The 18813-nt window shown below is 65.8% G+C and carries 15 protein-coding genes and 1 pseudogene; 11 read left to right on the plus strand and 5 right to left on the minus strand.

All coding sequences use genetic code 11. The features are described from left to right. Nucleotides 1-130 precede the first annotated feature (130 nt). Nucleotides 131-2524, plus strand: a complete 2394-nt coding sequence (locus tag AC1D14_RS05930) for a RelA/SpoT family protein (protein ID WP_230118022.1) — start codon at nt 131-133, stop codon at nt 2522-2524. Here AC1D14_RS05930 and AC1D14_RS05935 read toward each other — a convergent pair. The 3 genes from AC1D14_RS05935 to AC1D14_RS05945 form a co-directional block, all read right to left on the minus strand. Then, complete coding sequence (locus AC1D14_RS05935; RefSeq protein ID WP_476968195.1) at nt 2405-3121, minus strand: hypothetical protein; 717 nt, start codon at nt 3119-3121, stop codon at nt 2405-2407. The two genes, AC1D14_RS05930 and AC1D14_RS05935, sit on opposite strands and share 120 nt — an antisense overlap. Before the next feature lie 87 nt (nt 3122-3208). Then, nucleotides 3209-4858: a DUF349 domain-containing protein gene (locus AC1D14_RS05940; RefSeq protein ID WP_230118020.1), complete on the minus strand. Its 1650-nt coding sequence runs from the start codon at nt 4856-4858 to the stop codon at nt 3209-3211. A 70-nt stretch (nt 4859-4928) separates the two neighbouring features. Continuing rightward, a complete protein-coding gene (locus AC1D14_RS05945) occupies nt 4929-5729 on the minus strand; it encodes a peptidylprolyl isomerase (protein WP_230118019.1) in 801 nt (266 codons plus the stop codon). 258 nt (nt 5730-5987) lie between these two features. Between AC1D14_RS05945 and hisS the strand changes: the two genes are divergently transcribed. Then, a complete protein-coding gene (gene hisS, locus AC1D14_RS05950; RefSeq protein WP_230118018.1) occupies nt 5988-7340 on the plus strand; it encodes a histidine--tRNA ligase in 1353 nt (450 codons plus the stop codon). Nucleotides 7341-7360: 20 nt separating this feature from the next. Here hisS and AC1D14_RS05955 read toward each other — a convergent pair. Further along, nucleotides 7361-8617: pseudogene (locus tag AC1D14_RS05955) on the minus strand (APC family permease); the annotation flags it as partial. Nucleotides 8618-8717: 100 nt separating this feature from the next. Between AC1D14_RS05955 and aspS the strand changes: the two are divergent. The 5 genes from aspS (at nt 8718) to AC1D14_RS05980 (ending at nt 14920) form a co-directional block, all read left to right on the plus strand. Beyond that, nucleotides 8718-10511, plus strand: a complete 1794-nt coding sequence (aspS, locus tag AC1D14_RS05960; protein ID WP_476968196.1) for an aspartate--tRNA ligase — start codon at nt 8718-8720, stop codon at nt 10509-10511. Nucleotides 10512-11053: 542 nt separating this feature from the next. After that, entirely contained in the window at nt 11054-11824 is a 771-nt protein-coding gene (locus AC1D14_RS05965; RefSeq protein WP_230118015.1) for an IclR family transcriptional regulator, read from the plus strand. Between the two features lie 221 nt (nt 11825-12045). Then, the gene (locus AC1D14_RS05970; protein ID WP_230118014.1) at nt 12046-13305 is read left to right on the plus strand and encodes a cytochrome P450; all 1260 of its coding nucleotides are present in this window, start codon (nt 12046-12048) and stop codon (nt 13303-13305) included. Continuing rightward, nucleotides 13298-14587 (plus strand): NAD(P)/FAD-dependent oxidoreductase, encoded by a 1290-nt coding sequence (locus tag AC1D14_RS05975; protein WP_230118013.1) that lies wholly within the window; start codon nt 13298-13300, stop codon nt 14585-14587. The genes AC1D14_RS05970 and AC1D14_RS05975 overlap by 8 nt, the downstream gene beginning before the upstream one ends. Nucleotides 14588-14596: 9 nt before the next feature. Continuing rightward, nucleotides 14597-14920: a 2Fe-2S iron-sulfur cluster-binding protein gene (locus tag AC1D14_RS05980; protein WP_230118012.1), complete on the plus strand. Its 324-nt coding sequence runs from the start codon at nt 14597-14599 to the stop codon at nt 14918-14920. Between the two features lie 25 nt (nt 14921-14945). Here the strand turns inward: AC1D14_RS05980 and AC1D14_RS05985 are convergent, their stop codons facing one another. After that, nucleotides 14946-15620, minus strand: coding sequence for an acVLRF1 family peptidyl-tRNA hydrolase (locus tag AC1D14_RS05985; RefSeq protein ID WP_230118011.1), 675 nt, complete (start codon nt 15618-15620; stop codon nt 14946-14948). A 62-nt stretch (nt 15621-15682) separates the two neighbouring features. Between AC1D14_RS05985 and AC1D14_RS05990 the strand changes: the two genes are divergently transcribed. From AC1D14_RS05990 to AC1D14_RS06005, 4 genes are all read left to right on the plus strand, one after another. Next, on the plus strand, nt 15683-17185 hold the full coding sequence (locus AC1D14_RS05990; RefSeq protein ID WP_230118010.1) for a replication-associated recombination protein A: 1503 nt from the start codon (nt 15683-15685) through the stop codon (nt 17183-17185). 171 nt (nt 17186-17356) lie between these two features. Next, nucleotides 17357-17983, plus strand: a complete 627-nt coding sequence (gene rpsD / locus AC1D14_RS05995; protein ID WP_230118009.1) for a 30S ribosomal protein S4 — start codon at nt 17357-17359, stop codon at nt 17981-17983. Between the two features lie 144 nt (nt 17984-18127). Beyond that, entirely contained in the window at nt 18128-18502 is a 375-nt protein-coding gene (locus AC1D14_RS06000) for a DUF948 domain-containing protein (RefSeq protein WP_230118008.1), read from the plus strand. 18 nt (nt 18503-18520) lie between these two features. Continuing rightward, the gene (locus tag AC1D14_RS06005) at nt 18521-18751 is read left to right on the plus strand and encodes a DUF6167 family protein (protein ID WP_230118007.1); all 231 of its coding nucleotides are present in this window, start codon (nt 18521-18523) and stop codon (nt 18749-18751) included. The last annotated feature ends 62 nt before the right edge of the window (nt 18752-18813 follow it).

Raw genomic sequence — 18813 nt, forward strand, 5'->3', positions numbered from 1 at the left:
GGATGCCGYCATGATGACGGCGTCCGGCCTTTTTGCGTCGGGTCCCGGCCCTGGGAAGCGTCCCGGTTATTGAGGAGGCCCGCGGCGGGAATAGACTGGAATAATTAAATGGGTCGTGAGGGGTGCTTCATTGGAAGAACGTTCGACGTCGGCGCCAGAGGCTGCCGGGGATAACGGTCCGGGCCAGGGCCCGCCGACTGGTCTGGTGGCTGCCGGACGTCCCGGTCCGGGTGTTCCGGTGGACAACTCGGGCGTGCGCCCCACATTTCCTGGCCGCCGTGAACGTACCCGGTCCCGGCTCGCGAGGCTGACTGGCCGGAGCACTGCGACGTATTCGCCCATCCTGGAGCCCCTGCTCCGGACAGTCCGGGCGAACAACCCCAAAGAGGACTTTGACCTCATCCAGCGCGCCTTCGTGGTCGCGGAGCAGAGCCACCGGGGACAGAAGCGCAAGAGCGGCGATCCCTACATCACGCACCCGGTAGCCGTGGCCACCATCCTCGCGGAACTCGGGCTCAGCGGCACCACGCTGGCGGCTGCACTGCTCCACGACACCGTGGAAGACACGCCTTACACCCTCGCCGACCTGAAGGCAGACTTCGGCCCAGAAGTGGCCATGCTGGTGGACGGCGTGACCAAGCTGGACAAGGTCAGCTTCGGCGAGGCCGCGCAGTCGGAGACGGTCCGCAAGATGGTCGTGGCGATGGCCAAGGACATCCGGGTCCTCATGATCAAGCTTGCGGACAGGCTGCACAACGCGCGGACGTGGCGCTTCGTCTCCGCGGAATCCTCGGCGCGCAAGGCCCGCGAAACACTGGAAATCTTCGCGCCGCTGGCGCATCGCCTCGGCATGAACACCATCAAGTGGGAACTCGAGGACCTATCCTTCGCCGCGCTGTACCCCAAGGTGTACGAGGAAATCGTGCGCATGGTGGGTGACCGGACGCCTGAGCGCGAGAAGAGCCTCAGCGTCATTCGGAACCAGATTGCCGACGATCTTCGCACGGCCAAGATCAAGGCGACCATTACCGGCCGGCCCAAACACTACTACTCGATTTACCAAAAGATGATTGTCCGCGACAAGGACTTCGACGACATCAACGACCTCATGGGTGTCCGCGTGCTGGTGGACTCCGTCCGGGACTGCTACGCGGCGCTGGGGACCCTGCATTCGCGGTGGAACCCGCTGCCCGGGCGGTTCAAGGACTACATCGCCATGCCCAAGTTCAACATGTACCAGTCGCTGCACACGACAGTGATCGGCCCGGGCGGCAAGCCTGTCGAGATTCAGATCCGCACGCACGAGATGCACCGGCGCGCCGAGTACGGTGTGGCGGCGCACTGGAAGTACAAGGACCAGCCGAACCGCACCGCCACCGGGCCAGGGAGTCCCCGCGACGGCGACATGGGCTGGCTCCGTTCACTGGTGGACTGGCAGCAGGAAACGTCCGACCCCGGTGAATTCCTGGATTCGCTCCGCTTCGAAATCAACGCCCGGGAAGTCTTCGTGTTCACGCCCAAGGGCGAGGTCATGGCGCTCCCGGCAGGATCCACGCCCGTGGACTTTGCCTATGCGGTGCACACCGAGGTGGGCCACCGGACCATCGGGGCCAGAGTCAACGGAAAACTGGTGCCGCTCAACAGCGAGCTCAACCACGGCGACTGGGTGGAGATCTTCACCTCGAAGGCCGAAGGGGCGGGGCCCAGCCAGGACTGGCAGCATTTCGTCAAAAGCGCCCGCGCACGGAACAAGATCCGCCAGTGGTTCAGCAAGGAGCGTCGCGAGGAGGCCATTGACCGCGGCAAGGAACTGCTGACACGCGCCATGCGGAAGCAAAACCTGCCGCTGCAGCGCCTCATGACCCATGATGCCCTCGCGGCTGTGGCCGAGGATTTCAAATATGTGGACATCTCCGGGCTGTACGCGGGCGTGGGAGACGGGCACACCTCGGCGCAGTCCGTCATGGAAAAGCTCATCGAGAGCCTCGGCGGGAACGAAACCCCGGACGACGACCTCACCGAGGTCAGCATTCCCACGCAGGTCAGCAAGGCCCGCTTCTCGGACTCCGGTGTGGTGGTTCGCGGTGTGGGGGACGTGTGGGTCAAGCTGGCCCGCTGTTGCACCCCCGTGCCGCCGGACCCCATCCTCGGGTTCGTCACTCGCGGTTCGGGTGTTTCCGTGCACCGGACGGACTGTACCAACATCTCCGACCTCAAGGACCAGCCCGACAGGATTGTGGACGTTGACTGGGCTCCGACCCAGTCGAGCGTTTTCCTCGTGGAAATCCAGGTGGAGGCGCTAGACCGGAAGTCGCTCCTGTCCGACGTCACCCGCATTCTGTCCGAGAATCACGTGAACATCCTCGCCGCGAGCGTCCACACGTCAACCGACCGTGTGGCCATCTCAAAGTTTGCCTTCGAGATGGGCGACCCCAAGTACCTGAGCCACGTCCTGAGCGCCGTCCGGAGGATCGACGGCGTCTTCGATGTCTATCGGACCACGGGCAACCGCCGGCGAAGCTAGGGCGAGCTTTTCCAGCGCTGCCTTCTTGTGGGGCAATCTGGGCGTCGCCTCCACGGCCAGGCAGAGGAGCCGGAGCCGGACATCGAGCTCGGGCCGCTCCAGCAGCTGGCGCAGCGCGGGGACCGCGCGCTCGGCGTCGACATGCAATGCGACGTCCAGCGCGGTGCGCAGCGGGCTTGAAACCATCAGGCCACCCAGGCTGACCACGTCGAAGGGGCCGAGCCGGACCTCGTGGAGAGTGCAGCCGCGGGTGGACCGCAGGCTGGAGATCCGACGTTTGGCATCCACCAGGAGGGCCAAGCGGTCCGGTTCACGGGCGCAGCCGTAGATCCAGGCGGCTGTCATCCGTCCTGCGACCACACGCTGCCGGAAGGCTGGCGGCACGGCCAACGCAGCGGCTCGCGCGCGCAGCTGCGGCGAAGAGGGTGCTCCCGGCAGCGTATAGCCATGATGGTACAGGTGGGTCAGTACGCCGTCGGCGGCCATGGACTGCAACTCGGGCCAGGAAAACAGCTGTCCCGGCGCATAGAGGTCCAGCAGGTGTGCGGGGGAGTGCTGGCCGGGCCCCGCGACGGGCCGACGCGATATCGGGGTCATCCAGCAATCCTGCCGGAATGGCCCGGAACGAGGACAGGCCCCGACCCGGCTATGTGGATAACCGGGGCGGGGCCTGCAAAAAACTGACTAGGAAAGCTCGCTGGCCGACCGCTGGATCTGGTCGAGCCAGGCCTGGCGGGCGTCGAGGGCTTCCTGGGCGGCTTTGATCTTGCGCTGGTCGCCTACCTTCTCTGCCTTCACCAGGTCGTCCTTGAGTCCGGCGATTGCCGACTCTAGCTGGCTCAGCGCGCTGTTCGTGCGGGCCTTGGTTTCGGGGTTAGACCGCTGCCAGTTTTCGTCCTCGGCCTGGCGGACGGCATCCTCAATCCGGCGCAGACCGGCTTCGATGCGTCCCATGTCCGCGCGGGGCACCTTTCCGGCATCCTCCCAGCGGTCGCGGATGGACTGGAGAGCCTTCTTGGCGGCGCCCAGGTCCTTGACGGGAAGAATAGTGTTGGCCTCCTCGAGGAGGGCTTCCTTCACCTTCAGGTTTGCGGCGTATTCCTGGTCAATCTCATCGTTAGCAGCCTGGCGGTTGGTAAAGAAAACGTCCTGGGCGGCGCGGAAGCGGGCCCAGAGAGCGTCGTCGTCCTTGCGGCTGGCGCGTGGTGATGCCTTCCACTCGTCCATGAGGCGGCGGTATTCGCCGGCGGCGAATCCCCAGTCGGTGGACGAGGACAGCGCTTCCGCCTCGGTGATTAGCTTTTCCTTGGCGGACTTGGCGGCCGAGTTGTTGCTGTCCAGCTGGGAGAAGTAGGCACGGCGGTGACGGTCAAAAACCGTCCGGGCAGCCCGGAACCGCTTCCAGAGTGCGTCCTCATTGCTCCGGCCCAGCCTGATGCCGCTCTTCTGCGCTGTCTTCCAGCTTTCGAACAGCTCGTTCATCCTGGCGCTGGAAGTCTTCCACTGGATCTGCGCCGGATCGGTTCCCGAAATGGCTTCGGCCTCGGCGACGATGGCCTCCCGGGCGGCAAGCTCGGCTGCCCGGACGGCGTCATGCTGGGCTTTTTCGGTCTTTTCGAGTTCGGTGATCTGCGTGGACAGCGTGTCCAGACGGCCTTCGGCGGCGCGGATGTCTCCCACCATGTTCCGCTCAGCGAGCTGCTCGCGCAGGTGCGTAACGGTCTTCTGCATGTCCGTAGTGGGCGCCTTGGAGGCAACCCGCTGTTCCAGCAGGACAATCTGGGCCACGATGTCGTCATACTTGCGGGCGAAGTAGGCGAGGGCCTCGTCGTTGCTGACATCGGGGTACTGACCAACAGGGTGTTCCTCGCCGTCGATGGTCAGGAAGACGTGACCGTCCCCTTCCACCCGGCCCCAGCGGGCTGCTTCCGCGAGCGATGTGGCGGAAGGCGCGGCAACAGGCACCACGTTGGCTGCGGGGCCTGCCTTGGGGCGTGCAGCGAATGCTGCAGGTGACGGCGCCGGACGGGGAGCCGGCACGGGATGCGGAGCAGGAGCGCTTGCCTCAGTTTCGACGGGCTGCTCAGCTTCTGGCTGCTCAGACGGGGTTTCCTCCGCTGCGGGCTGCTCAGTTGCGGTTTCCTCGGCCGCCTCAGCAGCCGCCTCTTCAGCAGGTGCTTCCTCGGCCGGAGCCCCCTCCGTCTCTGCGCTCTCCGGCTGTGCTTCTTCTGCCTGGGTACCTTCGGCAGCTGCCTCCGCGGGCTCGGCCGGAGGGGCCGGAACCTCGATCAGGTCTGCTGCTGCTGTTTCGTCGGATTTCTGACTGTCTGTCACCGCTAAAAGTCTTTCGCTTGGAGGAAAATACTCTCGTAATACACCGTTGGCCGCCTGGGACGCGGGCTTCTTACTTCAGAGAGAACGAGTCTATCGTGACTGGTTCCGCAGGCGCGCCGTCGGTGGCGTTTTCGCCCTTCTTAAGACCCGCGGCCGCAATCTTCGTGACTACATCCAGCCCCGAGGTCACTTTGCCCACCACCGTATAACCGCCGGCGGCGTCGGCTGGAATTACCGTGTCCTTGTACACGATGAAGAACTGGGTGCCGTTGCCGTAGGCATTTCCGGCGGTGCGGGCCACCGCGATGGTGCCGGCCGGGTATTTGTTGTCCGCCGGAGTGTTTTCCAGCGGACCCCAGGTATAGGCCGGGTCACCCTGCCCGTTTCCGGTCTTGGAGCCGCACTGCAGGACGCCAAAGTTGTCCGCGATGGTGAGGCGGTGGCAGCTGACGCCCTGGTAGTAGCCCGAGCCGGCAAGGGACTTGAAGACGGCGGCGGCCTGCGGCGCCTTGGTACCGTCCAGCTGGACGCCCAGGCTTCCGCGGCTGAGTTTCAGCGCGCCAGTGAACACCTTGCCCGCGGCCGATTCCGGCTTGGGGATGTTGGGGGCGTTGGTGGCCGCGGCGGACGTCGAAGCTGAGGGGGAGTTCAGCCCTGCTTCCGCGGCCGCGAACTCTTCTTCGGTCGGGTTTGCGGAAAAAACCGCCATTTGAAGCACGACGGCGAGTATCACCGCCGCCGCTCCGGCGCCGCCCGCAATCAGGTTGTCCCGCCTTCGCCGCTTCTCCTGGTCCCGTCGAAGCTCGCGCTTGGCTTCCATCTGCTGGATGCGCCGCTTGGCTTCACGCGTTTCGCGTGGACTGGCCGCCACAGGTCCTCCTCGTTGATCGGGCTGCCGGCCAGGGCCGCCCGATTAAGGCATCCCCGGCTGCAACTGCACAGCGGCAGAGCATACGGTCCGGCGGCCGCATTAGAGATGCCGGCGCCGAAAGCATAAACTGACTGCCGCACATAGTTTATGCATGACAGCTTGGACTCCCGCCCTTGCCGCCGCTTTTTGATCCAAATGGCGACGTGGAATACTGCGCAGCGGACTCCGGTCGTCGGTTACCTGAGGAGAAACTCCACCATGGCACGCACAGCCTCCCTGTCCGGATTCCCCGAGTGGCTTCCCGAGGAACGGCTGGTGGAGCAGCATGTCCTGGACACCCTGCGGCGTACCTTTGAACTCCATGGCTTTTCCTCCATTGAGACGCGCGCGGTTGAAACCGTGGGCCAGTTGCTGCGCAAAGGCGACATCGACAAAGAGGTATACGGGCTCAGCCGGCTTCAGGACGACGAAGGCGAAGAAGGCAAAGGCAAGCACGATCCCCACGCACTTGCCCTGCACTTTGACCTGACGGTTCCGTTTGCGCGCTACGTCGTGGAGAACGCCGGCTATCTCGCGTTCCCGTTCCGGCGCTACCAGATCCAGAAGGTATGGCGTGGTGAGCGCCCGCAGGAGGGCCGCGCGCGCGAATTCACCCAGGCAGACATCGACGTGGTGGGGGACGGCGACCTGCCCTTCCGTTATGACGTCGAAATCGCGCTGGTCATCGCCGAGGCGCTGGGCGCCCTCCCCATTCCGGACTTCCGCCTCCGCATTAACAACAGGAAACTTGCCGAAGGTTTCTACCGCGGCGTCGGCCTGGCGGACACGGCCGGCGTGCTCCGCAGCATCGACAAGCTGGAAAAGATCGGCCCGGACAAAGTGGCCGAACTCCTCAAGACCGAGCTGGGCGCCACGGATGACCAGGTTCAGGCGGCATTGAAGCTTGCCGGCATCCGGACCGAGGACACGTCCTTTGTGGCGCAGGTCCGTTCCTTGGGCGTGAGCAATGAGCTCCTCGAGGAGGGCCTGGATGAGCTTGAGCAGGTCATCGAGGCGGCGGTGAAGCGCGCTCCGGGCAAGGTTGTCGCCGATCTGAGCATCGCCCGAGGGCTGGACTATTACACCGGCACGGTGGTGGAAACCGTGCTCGTGGGCCACGAGCAGCTCGGGTCCATCTGCTCCGGCGGCCGGTATGACGCCCTCGCAAGCAAAGGCAACAGGAAGTTCCCCGGCGTCGGGCTCTCCATCGGGGTCACACGGCTGGTTTCGCGCATCCTCAGCCAGGACCTCGCGAAGGCCTCCCGCTCCGTGCCCACGGCGGTGCTGGTCGCGCTGAACGCCGACGACACCTGGGGGGAGGCCCAGGACGTCGCCACGCAGCTGCGCAGCCGGGGCATCGCCACGGAAGTCGCCGCCAAGGCCGAGAAGTTCGGAAAGCAGATCAAGTTTGCTGACCGCCGCGGCATCCCGTTTGTCTGGTTCACCGACGACGACGGCAAACACCAGGTCAAGGACATCCGCTCCGGTGTGCAGGTCGACGCCGATCCGGCGACGTGGACGCCGTCGGACGAGGACCTGCACGTCCAGGTCACCGGCGTGTCGCCTGAATAGCCGCAGCGCTTGCTGGCTAGCCTCCGGCGCAGCCGCAGCGCCACCGCACGGGCGGCGACCCCCGCCGCCAACACGCCGGCCATGGCCAGGACCGATGACGGCGGCAGCGTGAAGGCCAGGACAAGGCAGCCCACGAGTCCGGCAGCATTGAGCCATTTCGGTGCGTGCCCGGGACGCTCCCGGAGCGTGTAGGCCGCTGCATTGGCCACGGCGTAGTACACGAGTACGCCGAAGCTGGAGAAACCCACCACCGTCAGCACGCTGCTGGTCAGCAACAGCAAAACCACGACGGCGGCCACGGCCAGTTCGGCGGCGAAGGGCACCGTGTGGCGTCCGCCGATCCGGGCAAGCGGACCCGGCAGGTCACGTTCCCGGGCCATGGCCATCGCCGTGCGCCCTACCCCGGTAATGAGCGCCAGCAGTGCTCCGAGGGACCCGGCGGCAGCTCCGCCCTGCACGAAGGGGGCGCCGGCAGCCAGCCGCGAGTGGGTCACGGCTTCGAGAAGCGGGGCCGCCGATGAGGCCAGTTGTGCCAACGGGAGGTGGGCCAGAAGCAGCACTGCCAGACCCAGGTAGATGGCAAACGCCACGGCGAGGGCGCCCAGGATGGCCCGAGGGATCACCCTCGCCGGATCCTTCACCTCTTCGCCGAGGGTGGCAATCCGTGCATACCCGGCAAACGCGAAGAACACCAGGCCGGCGGCGGGAAGGATGCCCCAGGCGCTGCCGACATCCGCCGCGGACACAGCACCGGCAGGATATGGACCAGCAGGATGTGGACCGATGATGGCCGCCGCGGCAACAAAGGCCAGGGTGGCCAGCACAAGGCCCAGCAGGATGCGCGTCAGCAATGCCGTCCGGGTGATGCCCAGCAGATTGATGCCGGTCAGCACCGTCACCGCGGCGACGGCTACAGGCGTGGCGTAGCCCGGCGCGACATACTGCCCGAACGTGAGGGCCATGGCGGCGCAGGAGGCTGTCTTGCCGGTCACAAAAGCCCATCCCGCGAGGAACCCCGGCCATTCGCCCAGCTGCCGGCGGCCATAAATGTACGTGCCGCCGCTTTGCGGGTACTTGGCCGCGAGCTGGGCGGACGCCACAGCGTTGCAATAGGCGACCGCCCCGGCGATGACGATGGAAACAACGAGCAGTTTTCCGGCCAGGCCGGCAGCGGGGGCAAAAACCACGAAGACACCGGCCCCAAGCATGGATCCGAGTCCGATCGATGTCGCGTCGAACACACCCAGCCTGCGCTGCAGCTGCTCATGCCTGGTCATGGCGGGGCAGGGACCTTTCCAACGGGTAAACTCGGACGGGATCGTTCCCGCAACGATCCTAATTCAACTTCGTTTCTGTCTTCCTTCTGAAAGGAATGCTGTGCTGCGCACACATGACCTCGGATCCCTTCGCTCCGAGCACATTGGACAAACCGTAACCCTGGCTGGCTGGGTCGGCCGCCGTCGTGATCACGGTGGTGTCGCATTCGTCGATCTGCGTGACGCCTCGGGCGTCGCGCAGGTTGTGGTCCGCGAAGAAGAGGTTTTCCACGGCCTGCGCAACGAGTACGTGCTGCAGGTGACCGGCACGGTGTCCAAGCGCCCCGAGGGCAACGAGAACCCGGCGCTGGCCACCGGCGAGATCGAGGTCATGGCGGACAAGGTGGTTATCCTCAACACCGCGGACCCGCTGCCCTTCCAGATCGATGAGCACGTGGAAGTGGGGGAGGAAGCACGCCTGAAGCACCGATACCTTGACCTCCGCCGCCCGGGCCCCAGCCGCAACCTCCGCCTGCGCTCCGAGGCCAACCGCGTGGCCCGAGAACTCCTTCACAAGGAGGGTTTCGTTGAAATCGAAACCCCCACACTGACGCGTTCGACGCCGGAAGGCGCCCGCGACTTCGTGGTCCCCGCCCGCCTGGCCCCGGGATCCTGGTACGCGCTGCCGCAGTCGCCGCAGCTTTTCAAGCAGCTGCTGCAGGTGGGCGGCTTCGAGAAGTACTACCAGATTGCCCGCTGCTACCGCGACGAAGACTTCCGCGCGGACCGCCAGCCGGAGTTCACGCAGCTGGACATCGAGGCCAGCTTCGTCGACCAGGACGACATCATCTCCCTGGGCGAAAACATCGTGAAGGCGCTGTGGAAGCTGATCGACGTCGAAATCCCGACGCCGATTCAGCGCATCACCTACGCGGACGCCATGGCCCGCTACGGCTCTGACAAGCCGGACCTGCGGTTCGGCCAGGAGCTGACCGAGCTGACCGAGTTCTTCAAGGAGACCAACTTCGGCGTCTTCAAGGCGCCCTACGTCGGTGCCGTGGTCATGCCCGGCGGCGCCTCCCAGCCGCGCCGTACCCTGGACGGCTGGCAGGAATTCGCTAAGCAGCGCGGTGCAAAGGGACTGGCATATGTCCTGTTTAAGGAAGACGGCGAGCTCGCCGGTCCGGTGGCCAAGAACCTCACGGAGACCGAACGCGCCGGCCTGGCCGACGCCGTAGGCGCCAAGCCCGGTGACTGCATCTTCTTCGCCGCCGGCGAGAAGACCCCGTCCCGCGCACTGCTCGGTGCGGCACGCGTCGAAATCGGCCACCGCACCGGCCTGATCGACCCCACTGACTGGGCGTTCTGCTGGGTGGTGGACGCACCGATGTTCGAACCGGCCGCCGCAGCGGTGGCCTCCGGCGACGTGGCCGTGGGTGCCGGCAAGTGGACGGCCGTCCATCACGCCTTCACCTCCCCCAGGCCCGAATTCCTCGACACGTTTGACAAGGACCCGGAGTCGGCCCTGTCTTACGCGTACGACATCGTCTGCAACGGCAACGAAATCGGCGGCGGCTCCATCCGTATCCACGAGCGCGACGTCCAGGAACGGGTCTTCGAGCTGATGGGCCTGGACCGTGCGGATGCGCAGACTAAGTTTGGCTTCCTGCTGGAAGGCTTCAAGTTCGGTGCACCTCCGCACGGCGGCATTGCCTTCGGCTGGGACCGCGTGGTCGCCCTGATGGCGGGAGTGGAGTCCATCCGCGACGTTATCGCCTTCCCGAAGACCGGCAACGGCTACGACCCGCTGACCCAGGCTCCCGCGCCGATCACGCCGCAGCAGCGCAAGGAAGCCGGCGTCGACTTCAAGGCTGAGGCCAAGAAGGCCGAGGCCGCCAAACCCGAACAGAAGTAGGCGGCCGGCACCGCCGGCGCCCGCGCCAACGGCTCCCTGGAATTCCAGGGAGCCGTTGGCGTCTCTCGACAGTTGGTGTCTCTCTGCAAAAGGAAACCGTGGCGTATCCGATCCCCTTGCCCACGCTGAAAATGCTGATGGACGCGGCGTGGCCTGCCCCGGTGCGCCACGACACGGGTGAGTGTATCGGCGGGCCCCTCTCAGGAGGGCCGGTTCCGGCTGCTAGGCCGTCTCACTCGGGCAGTGGAGACCGAACCAAGGCCAGGCGGCCAGTTCGTGATGGTTGGGGGACTGCACCGGCATTTCTCCGGCAGCTGCGTCAAATTCTGGCCACGTTTGCACGGGCGGCGTTTGAGGGCCAGTAAGTGCGGACACTGGCATCTCCTTCCTGACTGCGCTCAGCGCAGGCATTTTTACGGGCGCCGCCTGTATTGGCGGCCGCGCTCCAGCCAGAGTGCCAGTGTGATGTGACGGGAACCACAGTATTGCCGATGAACGGATGCGACACGGGCGTGACTCTGCGCGGGTAGGAGAATTTACCTATGGCAAACTCCCCAACAGGTGAATCCGTCATCAGCCGTGTCGTGCGGCTCATGAGCGCATTCGACCGGGATCTTCCGACCATGACGCTTTCCGGCCTCGCCCGCCGGGCGGATCTGCCGCTGACCACAACGCGCCGCCTGCTGGAAGATCTCGTCGAGCACGGACTGATCGAGCGGCTCGGCGACGGAAGCCTCCGGCCTGGGATGCGGATGTGGGAACTTGCGGCACGTGGCTCGCGGGCGCTGAACCTTCAGGAGCTGGCGTTGCCGTTCATGGACGATGTCCTGGCGACCGTACACCAGCACACGACGCTCGCGGTGCTGGACCACGGCAGCGTGCTGTACGTCGAGCGGCTCTCGTCGCCGGATTCCCGGCTGAATGCGGCGCACATCGCGCAGCGGATGCCGGTGCATGCCGCATCGTCAGGCCTAGTGCTCCTCGCGTTCTCGCCCCTTGCCGTCCAGGAGGAGGTTCTCGCCGCACCTTTGGCGAAAGTTACCCCCGAGACAATCACCGATCCGGCGCTGATCCGGAAGCACCTGGCGGAGATCCGGCAGCGAGGCTATGTGGCCATCCCGGGGATCGGCGTCACGGAGTGGACCGGAATCGCCGTGCCGGTCTTCGGTTCCGGCAACGAGATTGCTGCAGCCCTGAACGCGATCGTTCCGCGCGACGAAGCCGACGTTCCCTTCACCGTCCCGGCACTCCTGACGGCCGCCCACGGCATTTCCCGCGCGCTGAAGTCGATGAGCCCTGTACCGCGTCGGTAGAAGCGCTTTGAACGATCCGAGCCGATGAACGGAAGTCCTCTGGGACGCGCAGGGACACCGCAGGCATTCTTGGTGAGACGTGGATCACGAATCCGCACTTTCGGCGGGGATTACGCCTCCTGGCGGCCCGCGGATCATCCTGCTTCACCATTATCCAACCGCTATCGAACCTGCCGGTCTGCAGTGCTATCGATCGGAACGGCCCGGAAAGAAGGACAACGATGTCTGCTGCAACGACAGAACAAAGCGCCACCACGGCGGAGCTTCCCCCGTACTCCCATGACCTGGACTGGCCCGCGGGTATGGCCCCGTTCAAGGTCGTCGACGACGGAACCCAGGGTGATCCCTACGCGCACTACGCATGGATGAGGGACAACGCCCCGGTGCTCCGCGCTGCCTCGCCGGTTTCAGACGTCTGGTTCATCTCCCGGTACGACGACGTCCGTAAGGCCATGCGGGCCCCTAAAGTCTTCTCCTCGCAGGTTGTGGACCCGGTTCCGCTGACGTTCCTGACCTTGTTCGATGCTCCCAACCACACCCGTCTGCGCCAGGTGGTGGCTCAGGCCTTCACGCCAAAGGCAATCGCCGCCTTCGAGGGCCGCGTCCGGGAAAACGCCGAAAAATACCTGGACCCGATGATCGCTGCCGGGGGCGGCGATGCCGTAGACGAGTACGCGATCCCCCTGAGCATGTCCACCATCAGTGCCCTGCTCGACGTCCCCGCCGCGGACTTCGAGAAGATGAAGTTCTGGTCCGACGAGACGTTCAGCTACTTCGGCCGGCTCGCCCGCAACGCCGAAGGGACGGGCACCGACGAACACAGCACCTTCGAATTCTTCGCTTACCTGAAGGACACCATGGAGCGGCTCTACCGCGAGGAAAACGACTCCGTTGGCGGCCACATCGCCAGAATGTGGAAGGAGGGCCTGCTCAGCGAGAAGGAAGCCAAGGAACTCTGTGCCTTTGTCTTCGTCGCCGGACATGACACCACCACCATTTTGCTGGCCAATGCGTTCCGAGTCTTCAGCGAACAACCGGAACTGCTGGGCCGGATCCGGCAGGATCCGGCGGACGCCAGCATGTTCGTCGAAGAACTTGCCCGTTACCGCGGCACGGTGCAACGGGCCAGCCGGATCACCACCGAGGAGGTCGAGGTAGCCGGGGTGACAATACCCGCCGGGGCGATTGTCCGGCTGCTGCCCGCCGCCGCGAACCGGGACAGCAGCAAGTACCCCGACGGCGAGACCTTCGACATCGACCGCACCACCGACGGCCACCTTGGTTTCGGCCATGGAGTGCACAGCTGCCTTGGCGCACCGCTGGCCCGGCTGGAAACAAAGGTGACGGTGGAGATCCTCGCCGCGAAGCTGGGCTCCCTGACGCTGAATACGACCAGGCCGATCGAATACGTCCGCGGAAACAACCTGACCAACTCGGGGCCGGAGCACCTTCACGTGGAACTGGAGTCGTTCAGTGCCTGATCTGCAGCCTGGAATCAACAACGGGCAGCCCGTCATCATCGTCGGCGCCGGCCATTCCGGGGTCGCGGTCGCTGCGGGATTGCGCACGCGCGGCTGGGTCGGGGGCATTCTCCTGCTCGACGGCGAAAAGGAGACGCCCTACGAGCGTCCGCCCTTGTCCAAGGAACTCCTGAAGTCCGGCGCCCCGGACGAGTCCACAGTGCTGCGCAAGGAGAAGTTTTACCAGGACAAGCGCATTGAACGGCTGGCGGGGATCACTGCCGAAGCCATCGACCGGCAAAGCCGGACCGTGGTGCTCTCCGACGGCAGCCGCCGCGGTTACGACCGCCTGGTCGTCGCGACCGGCTCCCGCGCCCGCCCCCTCACCGTTCCCGGCTCCGGACTCCCGGGCGTCCACGCCCTGCGGACCCGTGAAGACGCTCTCGACCTCAAACGCGCTCTCGTCGCCGGCACGCGGGTCGCCATCATCGGCGCTGGTTACATAGGGCTCGAAGTTGCCGCCGCCGCTGCTGCGAGGGGATGCAAGGTCACGGTGCTGGAGCTCCAGGACCGCGTGATGAGCCGGGTGACGTCGGAACCGGTCTCCCGCTTCTTCGAGCAGCTCCACGAACAGAACGGTATTCGGTTCGTTTTTGGTGCCGCGGTTACGGCGATTGAAGGTCAGCGCCGGGCCGAGCGCGTGGTCACGGCCGACGGCACCGTCCACCCGGCCGACGTCGTGCTGGCAGGTATCGGCGTGCTTCCCAACCAGGAGGTGGCCACGGAGGCCGGACTGGAGTGCCGGGATGGCATCCTCGTGGACGGGGAAGGCCGGACGTCGGACTCCGCCATTTACGCCACCGGCGACGTCACCCGTTTCGCCAGCCCTGTCGACGGCACCAGCCAGCGCCTCGAATGCATCCAGAACGCGCAGGCCCAGGCCGACCGGGTGGCCGCGCACATCACCGGCCAGCAGCCGGCGGAGCCGGAAATCCCGTGGTTCTGGACCGTTCAGCACGGCGTACGGCTGCAGACCGCCGGCGTTCGCCACCCGGACGACGACGTCATCGTCAGAGGCACGCCCGCAGTCGGCAAGTTCGCAGTCATCTATCTCCGTGACGGACGCCTCGCCGCCGTCGACACTGTTGCTGGGCTTGCCGACTTCCGGCCGGCCAAAAAACTGATCGCCGCTGGAGCCCTGATCGACCCGGCGCTGGCAGCGGACCCCCGCATCCCCCTCACGGACACCATTCCCAATGACCCCAGTCTTACCGACGCTGACCTGGTATCAGCCCGAATCTAAGGAACCGCCATGAGCAACAACAAACTGACCGTCGTCGACCGCGAAGGCAAGTCCCGCGACCTCGAATGGGAGCCGGACCAGACCCTGATGGAGGCCTTGAGGGACAATGACCTGCCCGTCTTGGCTTCCTGCGGTGGGACCGCCTCCTGCGCAACGTGCCACGTATTCCTCGCGGACGAGGTCTTCGACACCCTGGGGGAGCGCAGTGAGGATGAGATTGAACTGCTGGTCGAAGCCGAGGGTTATCGGGAGTGCGGCTCGCGGCTCTCCTGCCAGCTGGACTTCACCAAGGACCTCGACGGCGTCACCGTCACGCTGGCCCCCGAAGAGTAGCGCCGTCGCAGTCGCGGCAGCCTGGCTATGCCGGCGGGTCCGTCACCGTGACGCGTACGGAGCAGGCATCCGCGGCGGCCTTCTTCAGGACGGCAGCACGGGGATCGGCAACATCGAGGTAAGCCAGCCGCGGCAGCCGGGCGTAGGCCTTCAGCGCAGGCTCATCGAGCACGAGATCGGCCAGTGACCTGTCGCCCCCCGGAACCACGTACTCGAAGACCTGGCCGCTGAAGACCTGCCGGGCCTGTTCCGCGACCGCCTCCACCATCGCATCCGCCTGGTTGGAACGGCGCCGCGCGAACCGTTGCTGGGACTGGCCTCCTGCGGCCGTCCGGGACTGAACGTATTTGGACCCGGTTTTGGAGGTACGGATCAGGCCTTCGCTGGTGACCGCGACACCATAGCCTCCACGCCGGACCAGAAGGAGGCCGATGCTGCGCGGCTGGGACGCCAGCGACGCCAGCCGGGCCACCAGATCGGGGCCGCGCCCCGGCCGGCCGTCGTCCGGCCACGGCGCCTGCAGCAGTGCGCTGGCGCCGTCGGCCGCGAGCAGCCGCACGCCGTCGTCGTGGTCTTCAATCCGGAGCGGGCCGTGGCTGGCGCCGAAGCGGTGCACCCAGCCGGCCAGCCGAGGTCCGGACACGAACGCGGTCCGCGATGCCGGTGCCGGACGTCCGCCCGGTGAACCGCTCTGTGGCATTGCCGAATCCTTGCTGTACGTGACCGGACATTGCCCGATGAATCTATGAGTAGCCTATCTATGTGGATGATCTCTTTGGCCCGGGGCAGGGCAACGACGACGACGGCGACGACTCGCCCACGGCTGGCGGCGCTGGCAGCCGCCCGGCCGCAGGGGCGCAGGGTCCGTCCCGGACTGCCTCGCCACGCGGGCCCTTGGCCGTCCGGATGCGGCCCCGCACGCTGGACGACGTGGTGGGGCAGCAGCACCTGCTGGGACAGGGGTCGCCGCTTCGCCAGCTGGCTGCCGGTGCCGACGCCACCGGGCCCGCGGGCCCCAGCTCTCTCATCCTCTGGGGTCCGCCCGGCACCGGAAAGACAACCCTCGCGCACGTGATCGCCAGGGGACCCGGGCGGAAGTTCGTGGAACTCTCGGCCATCACGGCCGGGGTCAAGGACGTACGCCGGGTCATGGACGATGCGCTGACGGCCCGCGATCTCTACAAAACCACCACTGTCCTGTTCCTCGACGAGATCCACCGCTTCAACAAGGCCCAGCAGGATGCGCTGCTGCCCGGCGTCGAGAACCGCTGGGTGGTGCTGGTGGCGGCAACCACCGAGAACCCGTCCTTCTCGGTCGTCTCGCCGCTGCTGTCCCGTTCACTTTTGCTGACTCTCAGGCCGCTGACCGACACCGACATTGAAGGCCTGCTCCTGCGCGCCGTTGAGGATGTCCGCGGGCTCGGCGGCAAAGTCAGGCTCAGCGCCGAGGCGCTGGCACACCTCGTGCGGCTGTCCGGAGGGGACGCGCGGCGGGCTTTGACAGCTCTCGAAGCGGCCGCCGGGGTCGCCTTCGGTGACGCCGACGACGTCGACACCTCCGAGAGTTCCGACGGCGCCGATGATTCCGCGGACGGCGCCGGTGCCAGCCCGCCGGTCACAGTCGAGCCCGTTGCGGTGGAACTGCGGCACACCGAACGCGCCCTTGACGTGGCCGCAGTGCGCTACGACCGCGCGGGCGACCAGCACTACGACGTCACCAGCGCGTTCATCAAGTCCATCCGGGGCTCCGACGTGGACGCGGCCCTGCACTACCTGGCCCGGATGCTGGAGGCGGGGGAGGACCCGCGCTTCGTGGCACGGCGCATTGTGATTTCCGCAGCGGAGGACGTCGGCATGGCAGATCCCACGGCCCTGCAGACCGCCGTGGCCGCCGCGCAGGCCGTCCAGCTCATCGGCATGCCGGAAGGCAGGATTGTCCTGGCCGAAGCGGTGGTCCACCTGGCCACGGCGCCCAAGTCCAATGCCGCGTACATGGGCCTGAACAAGGCCATTGCGGACGTCCGGGCGGGACTGGGCAACGGGATCCCCGCTCACCTTCGCGATGCGCACTACCCGGGATCGAAGCAACTGGGACACGGTCTGGGCTACAAGTACGCCCACGACGCCCCGCACTCCGTGGCCAGCCAGCAGTACCCTCCGGACGATCTCGTGGGCCGCGACTACTACGAGCCCACCGGCAACGGCGCAGAGCGTGACATCGCTGTGCGGCTTGAGCGACTGCGGAAGATCATCCGGGGCAAGTGAGCTTTCTGGTAGGATTGATCGTTGTCTGGCAAGGCACGGACGCACAATCCACCAAAGTTTCTATTTGATGAGGTTATGCCTGTGCCCAGTAGCAAAAGGCAGCGGTTGGCCGATGCTCTCCATCGTGGAGGCCAGTAACACTGACACACCGCAGATATTGGAAGGACACAAGTGGCTAACAACACTCGTGCTCGCCGTACAGCACGCCTCTCGCGTGCACTCGGCATCGCTCTGACCCCCAAGGCCGCCAAGTACATGGAGCGCCGCCCGTACGGCCCCGGTGAGCATGGCCGTGCCCGCAAGAAGCAGGACTCCGACTACGCCGTACGTCTGCGCGAAAAGCAGCGCCTGCGCGCCCAGTACGGCATCCGCGAAGCCCAGATGACCCGTGCCTTCGAAGAAGCACGCCGCACCAAGGGCCTGACCGGTGAAAACCTGATCGAACTGCTCGAAATGCGTCTCGACGCCCTCGTGCTGCGTGCCGGCTTCGCCCGCACCATCGCCCAGGCCCGCCAGCTGGTTGTACACCGCCACATCTTGGTTGACGGCATCCGCGTTGACCGCCCGTCTTTCCGCGTCAGCGAGGGCCAGCTGGTCCACGTTCACAGCCGCAGCGAGCCCATGCCTCCGTTCCAGGTTGCAGCAGCCGGCGCACACCGCGACGTCCTGCCCCAGGTTCCCGCCTACCTGGACGTCAAGCTTGACGCCCTGCAGGCACGCCTGGTCCGTCGCCCGAAGCGCTCCGAGGTCCCCGTGACCTGCGAAGAGCAGCTCGTCGTCGAATTCTACGCACGCTAAATTTCGGCAGCGTACCCAAAGAAGCCCGTGGCAAGCGCCGCGGGCTTCTTTGTATGTAAGGTACTTGGGGGACATCCGCGGCTGCAGCACGCTGCCGCCACGCACCATGTCCCGTTCCACGGAGATTCAAGGAGATGAACGTCTATGTCTGGTGGCGATATTGCCGGCCTGATCGCGGCCGGGGTATTTGCGCTCCTGGTCCTGTTGCTTGCTGTCCCTATCCTCAAACTGGGCCGGGTATTCGATGAAGTGCGGACCTCGATCCGTTCCATCAGCGACGGCGCTACGCCCCTCATGGACGAAGTCACGGCTACCGTCTCCACCACCAACCAGCAGCTGAAGAAAGTGGACGGCATCGCCTCGAACGTTTCGGACGCTTCGGCGAACCTTTCGGCGCTGTCCTCGCTGGTTGCAGCCACCGTTGGCTCCCCGCTGATCAAGGTGGCCGCCTTCAGTTACGGCGTGCGCTCCGCCTTAGCCGCCCGCAAGAAACCCGCCGCCGGCCGCCGCAGCCGCTAAGCCACCCGGAGAACTGAAATGAAGAGACTTGTCTGGATGGGCATCGGCGTTGCAATCGGTGTCATAGCTTTCCGCAAAGTGACCGAGGCGCAGGCGAACCTGGGGCCGGAAGGCCTGAACCGGGCTGTGGGCCGGCTGGCCGACGGTGTCTACGACTTCGCGGACGCAGTACGCGCCGGCATGCGCGAGCGGGAGACCGATCTGCGCACCGCGCTCGGCGTCGAGTCCCAGGATGTTGTCCGCCGCTAGGCACAGCCGCGAGAGAATTATAACGGCAGCGTCCGGCGTTAGCGCCGGAACTGCTATCTGAA

The sequence above is a fragment of the Arthrobacter sp. P1_B11 genome, from assembly GCF_056406715.1.

Coding starts and splice junctions, on each gene's coding strand:
- AC1D14_RS05965 (WP_230118015.1), top strand. CDS start 11,054: ATGGCAAACTCCCCAACAGGTGAATCCGTCATCAGCCGTGTCGTGCGG.
- AC1D14_RS05935 (WP_476968195.1), bottom strand. CDS start 3,121: ATGACCCCGATATCGCGTCGGCCCGTCGCGGGGCCCGGCCAGCACTCC.
- AC1D14_RS06000 (WP_230118008.1), top strand. CDS start 18,128: ATGTCTGGTGGCGATATTGCCGGCCTGATCGCGGCCGGGGTATTTGCG.
- AC1D14_RS05970 (WP_230118014.1), top strand. CDS start 12,046: ATGTCTGCTGCAACGACAGAACAAAGCGCCACCACGGCGGAGCTTCCC.
- AC1D14_RS05985 (WP_230118011.1), bottom strand. CDS start 15,620: ATGCCACAGAGCGGTTCACCGGGCGGACGTCCGGCACCGGCATCGCGG.
- hisS (WP_230118018.1), top strand. CDS start 5,988: ATGGCACGCACAGCCTCCCTGTCCGGATTCCCCGAGTGGCTTCCCGAG.
- AC1D14_RS06005 (WP_230118007.1), top strand. CDS start 18,521: ATGAAGAGACTTGTCTGGATGGGCATCGGCGTTGCAATCGGTGTCATA.
- AC1D14_RS05980 (WP_230118012.1), top strand. CDS start 14,597: ATGAGCAACAACAAACTGACCGTCGTCGACCGCGAAGGCAAGTCCCGC.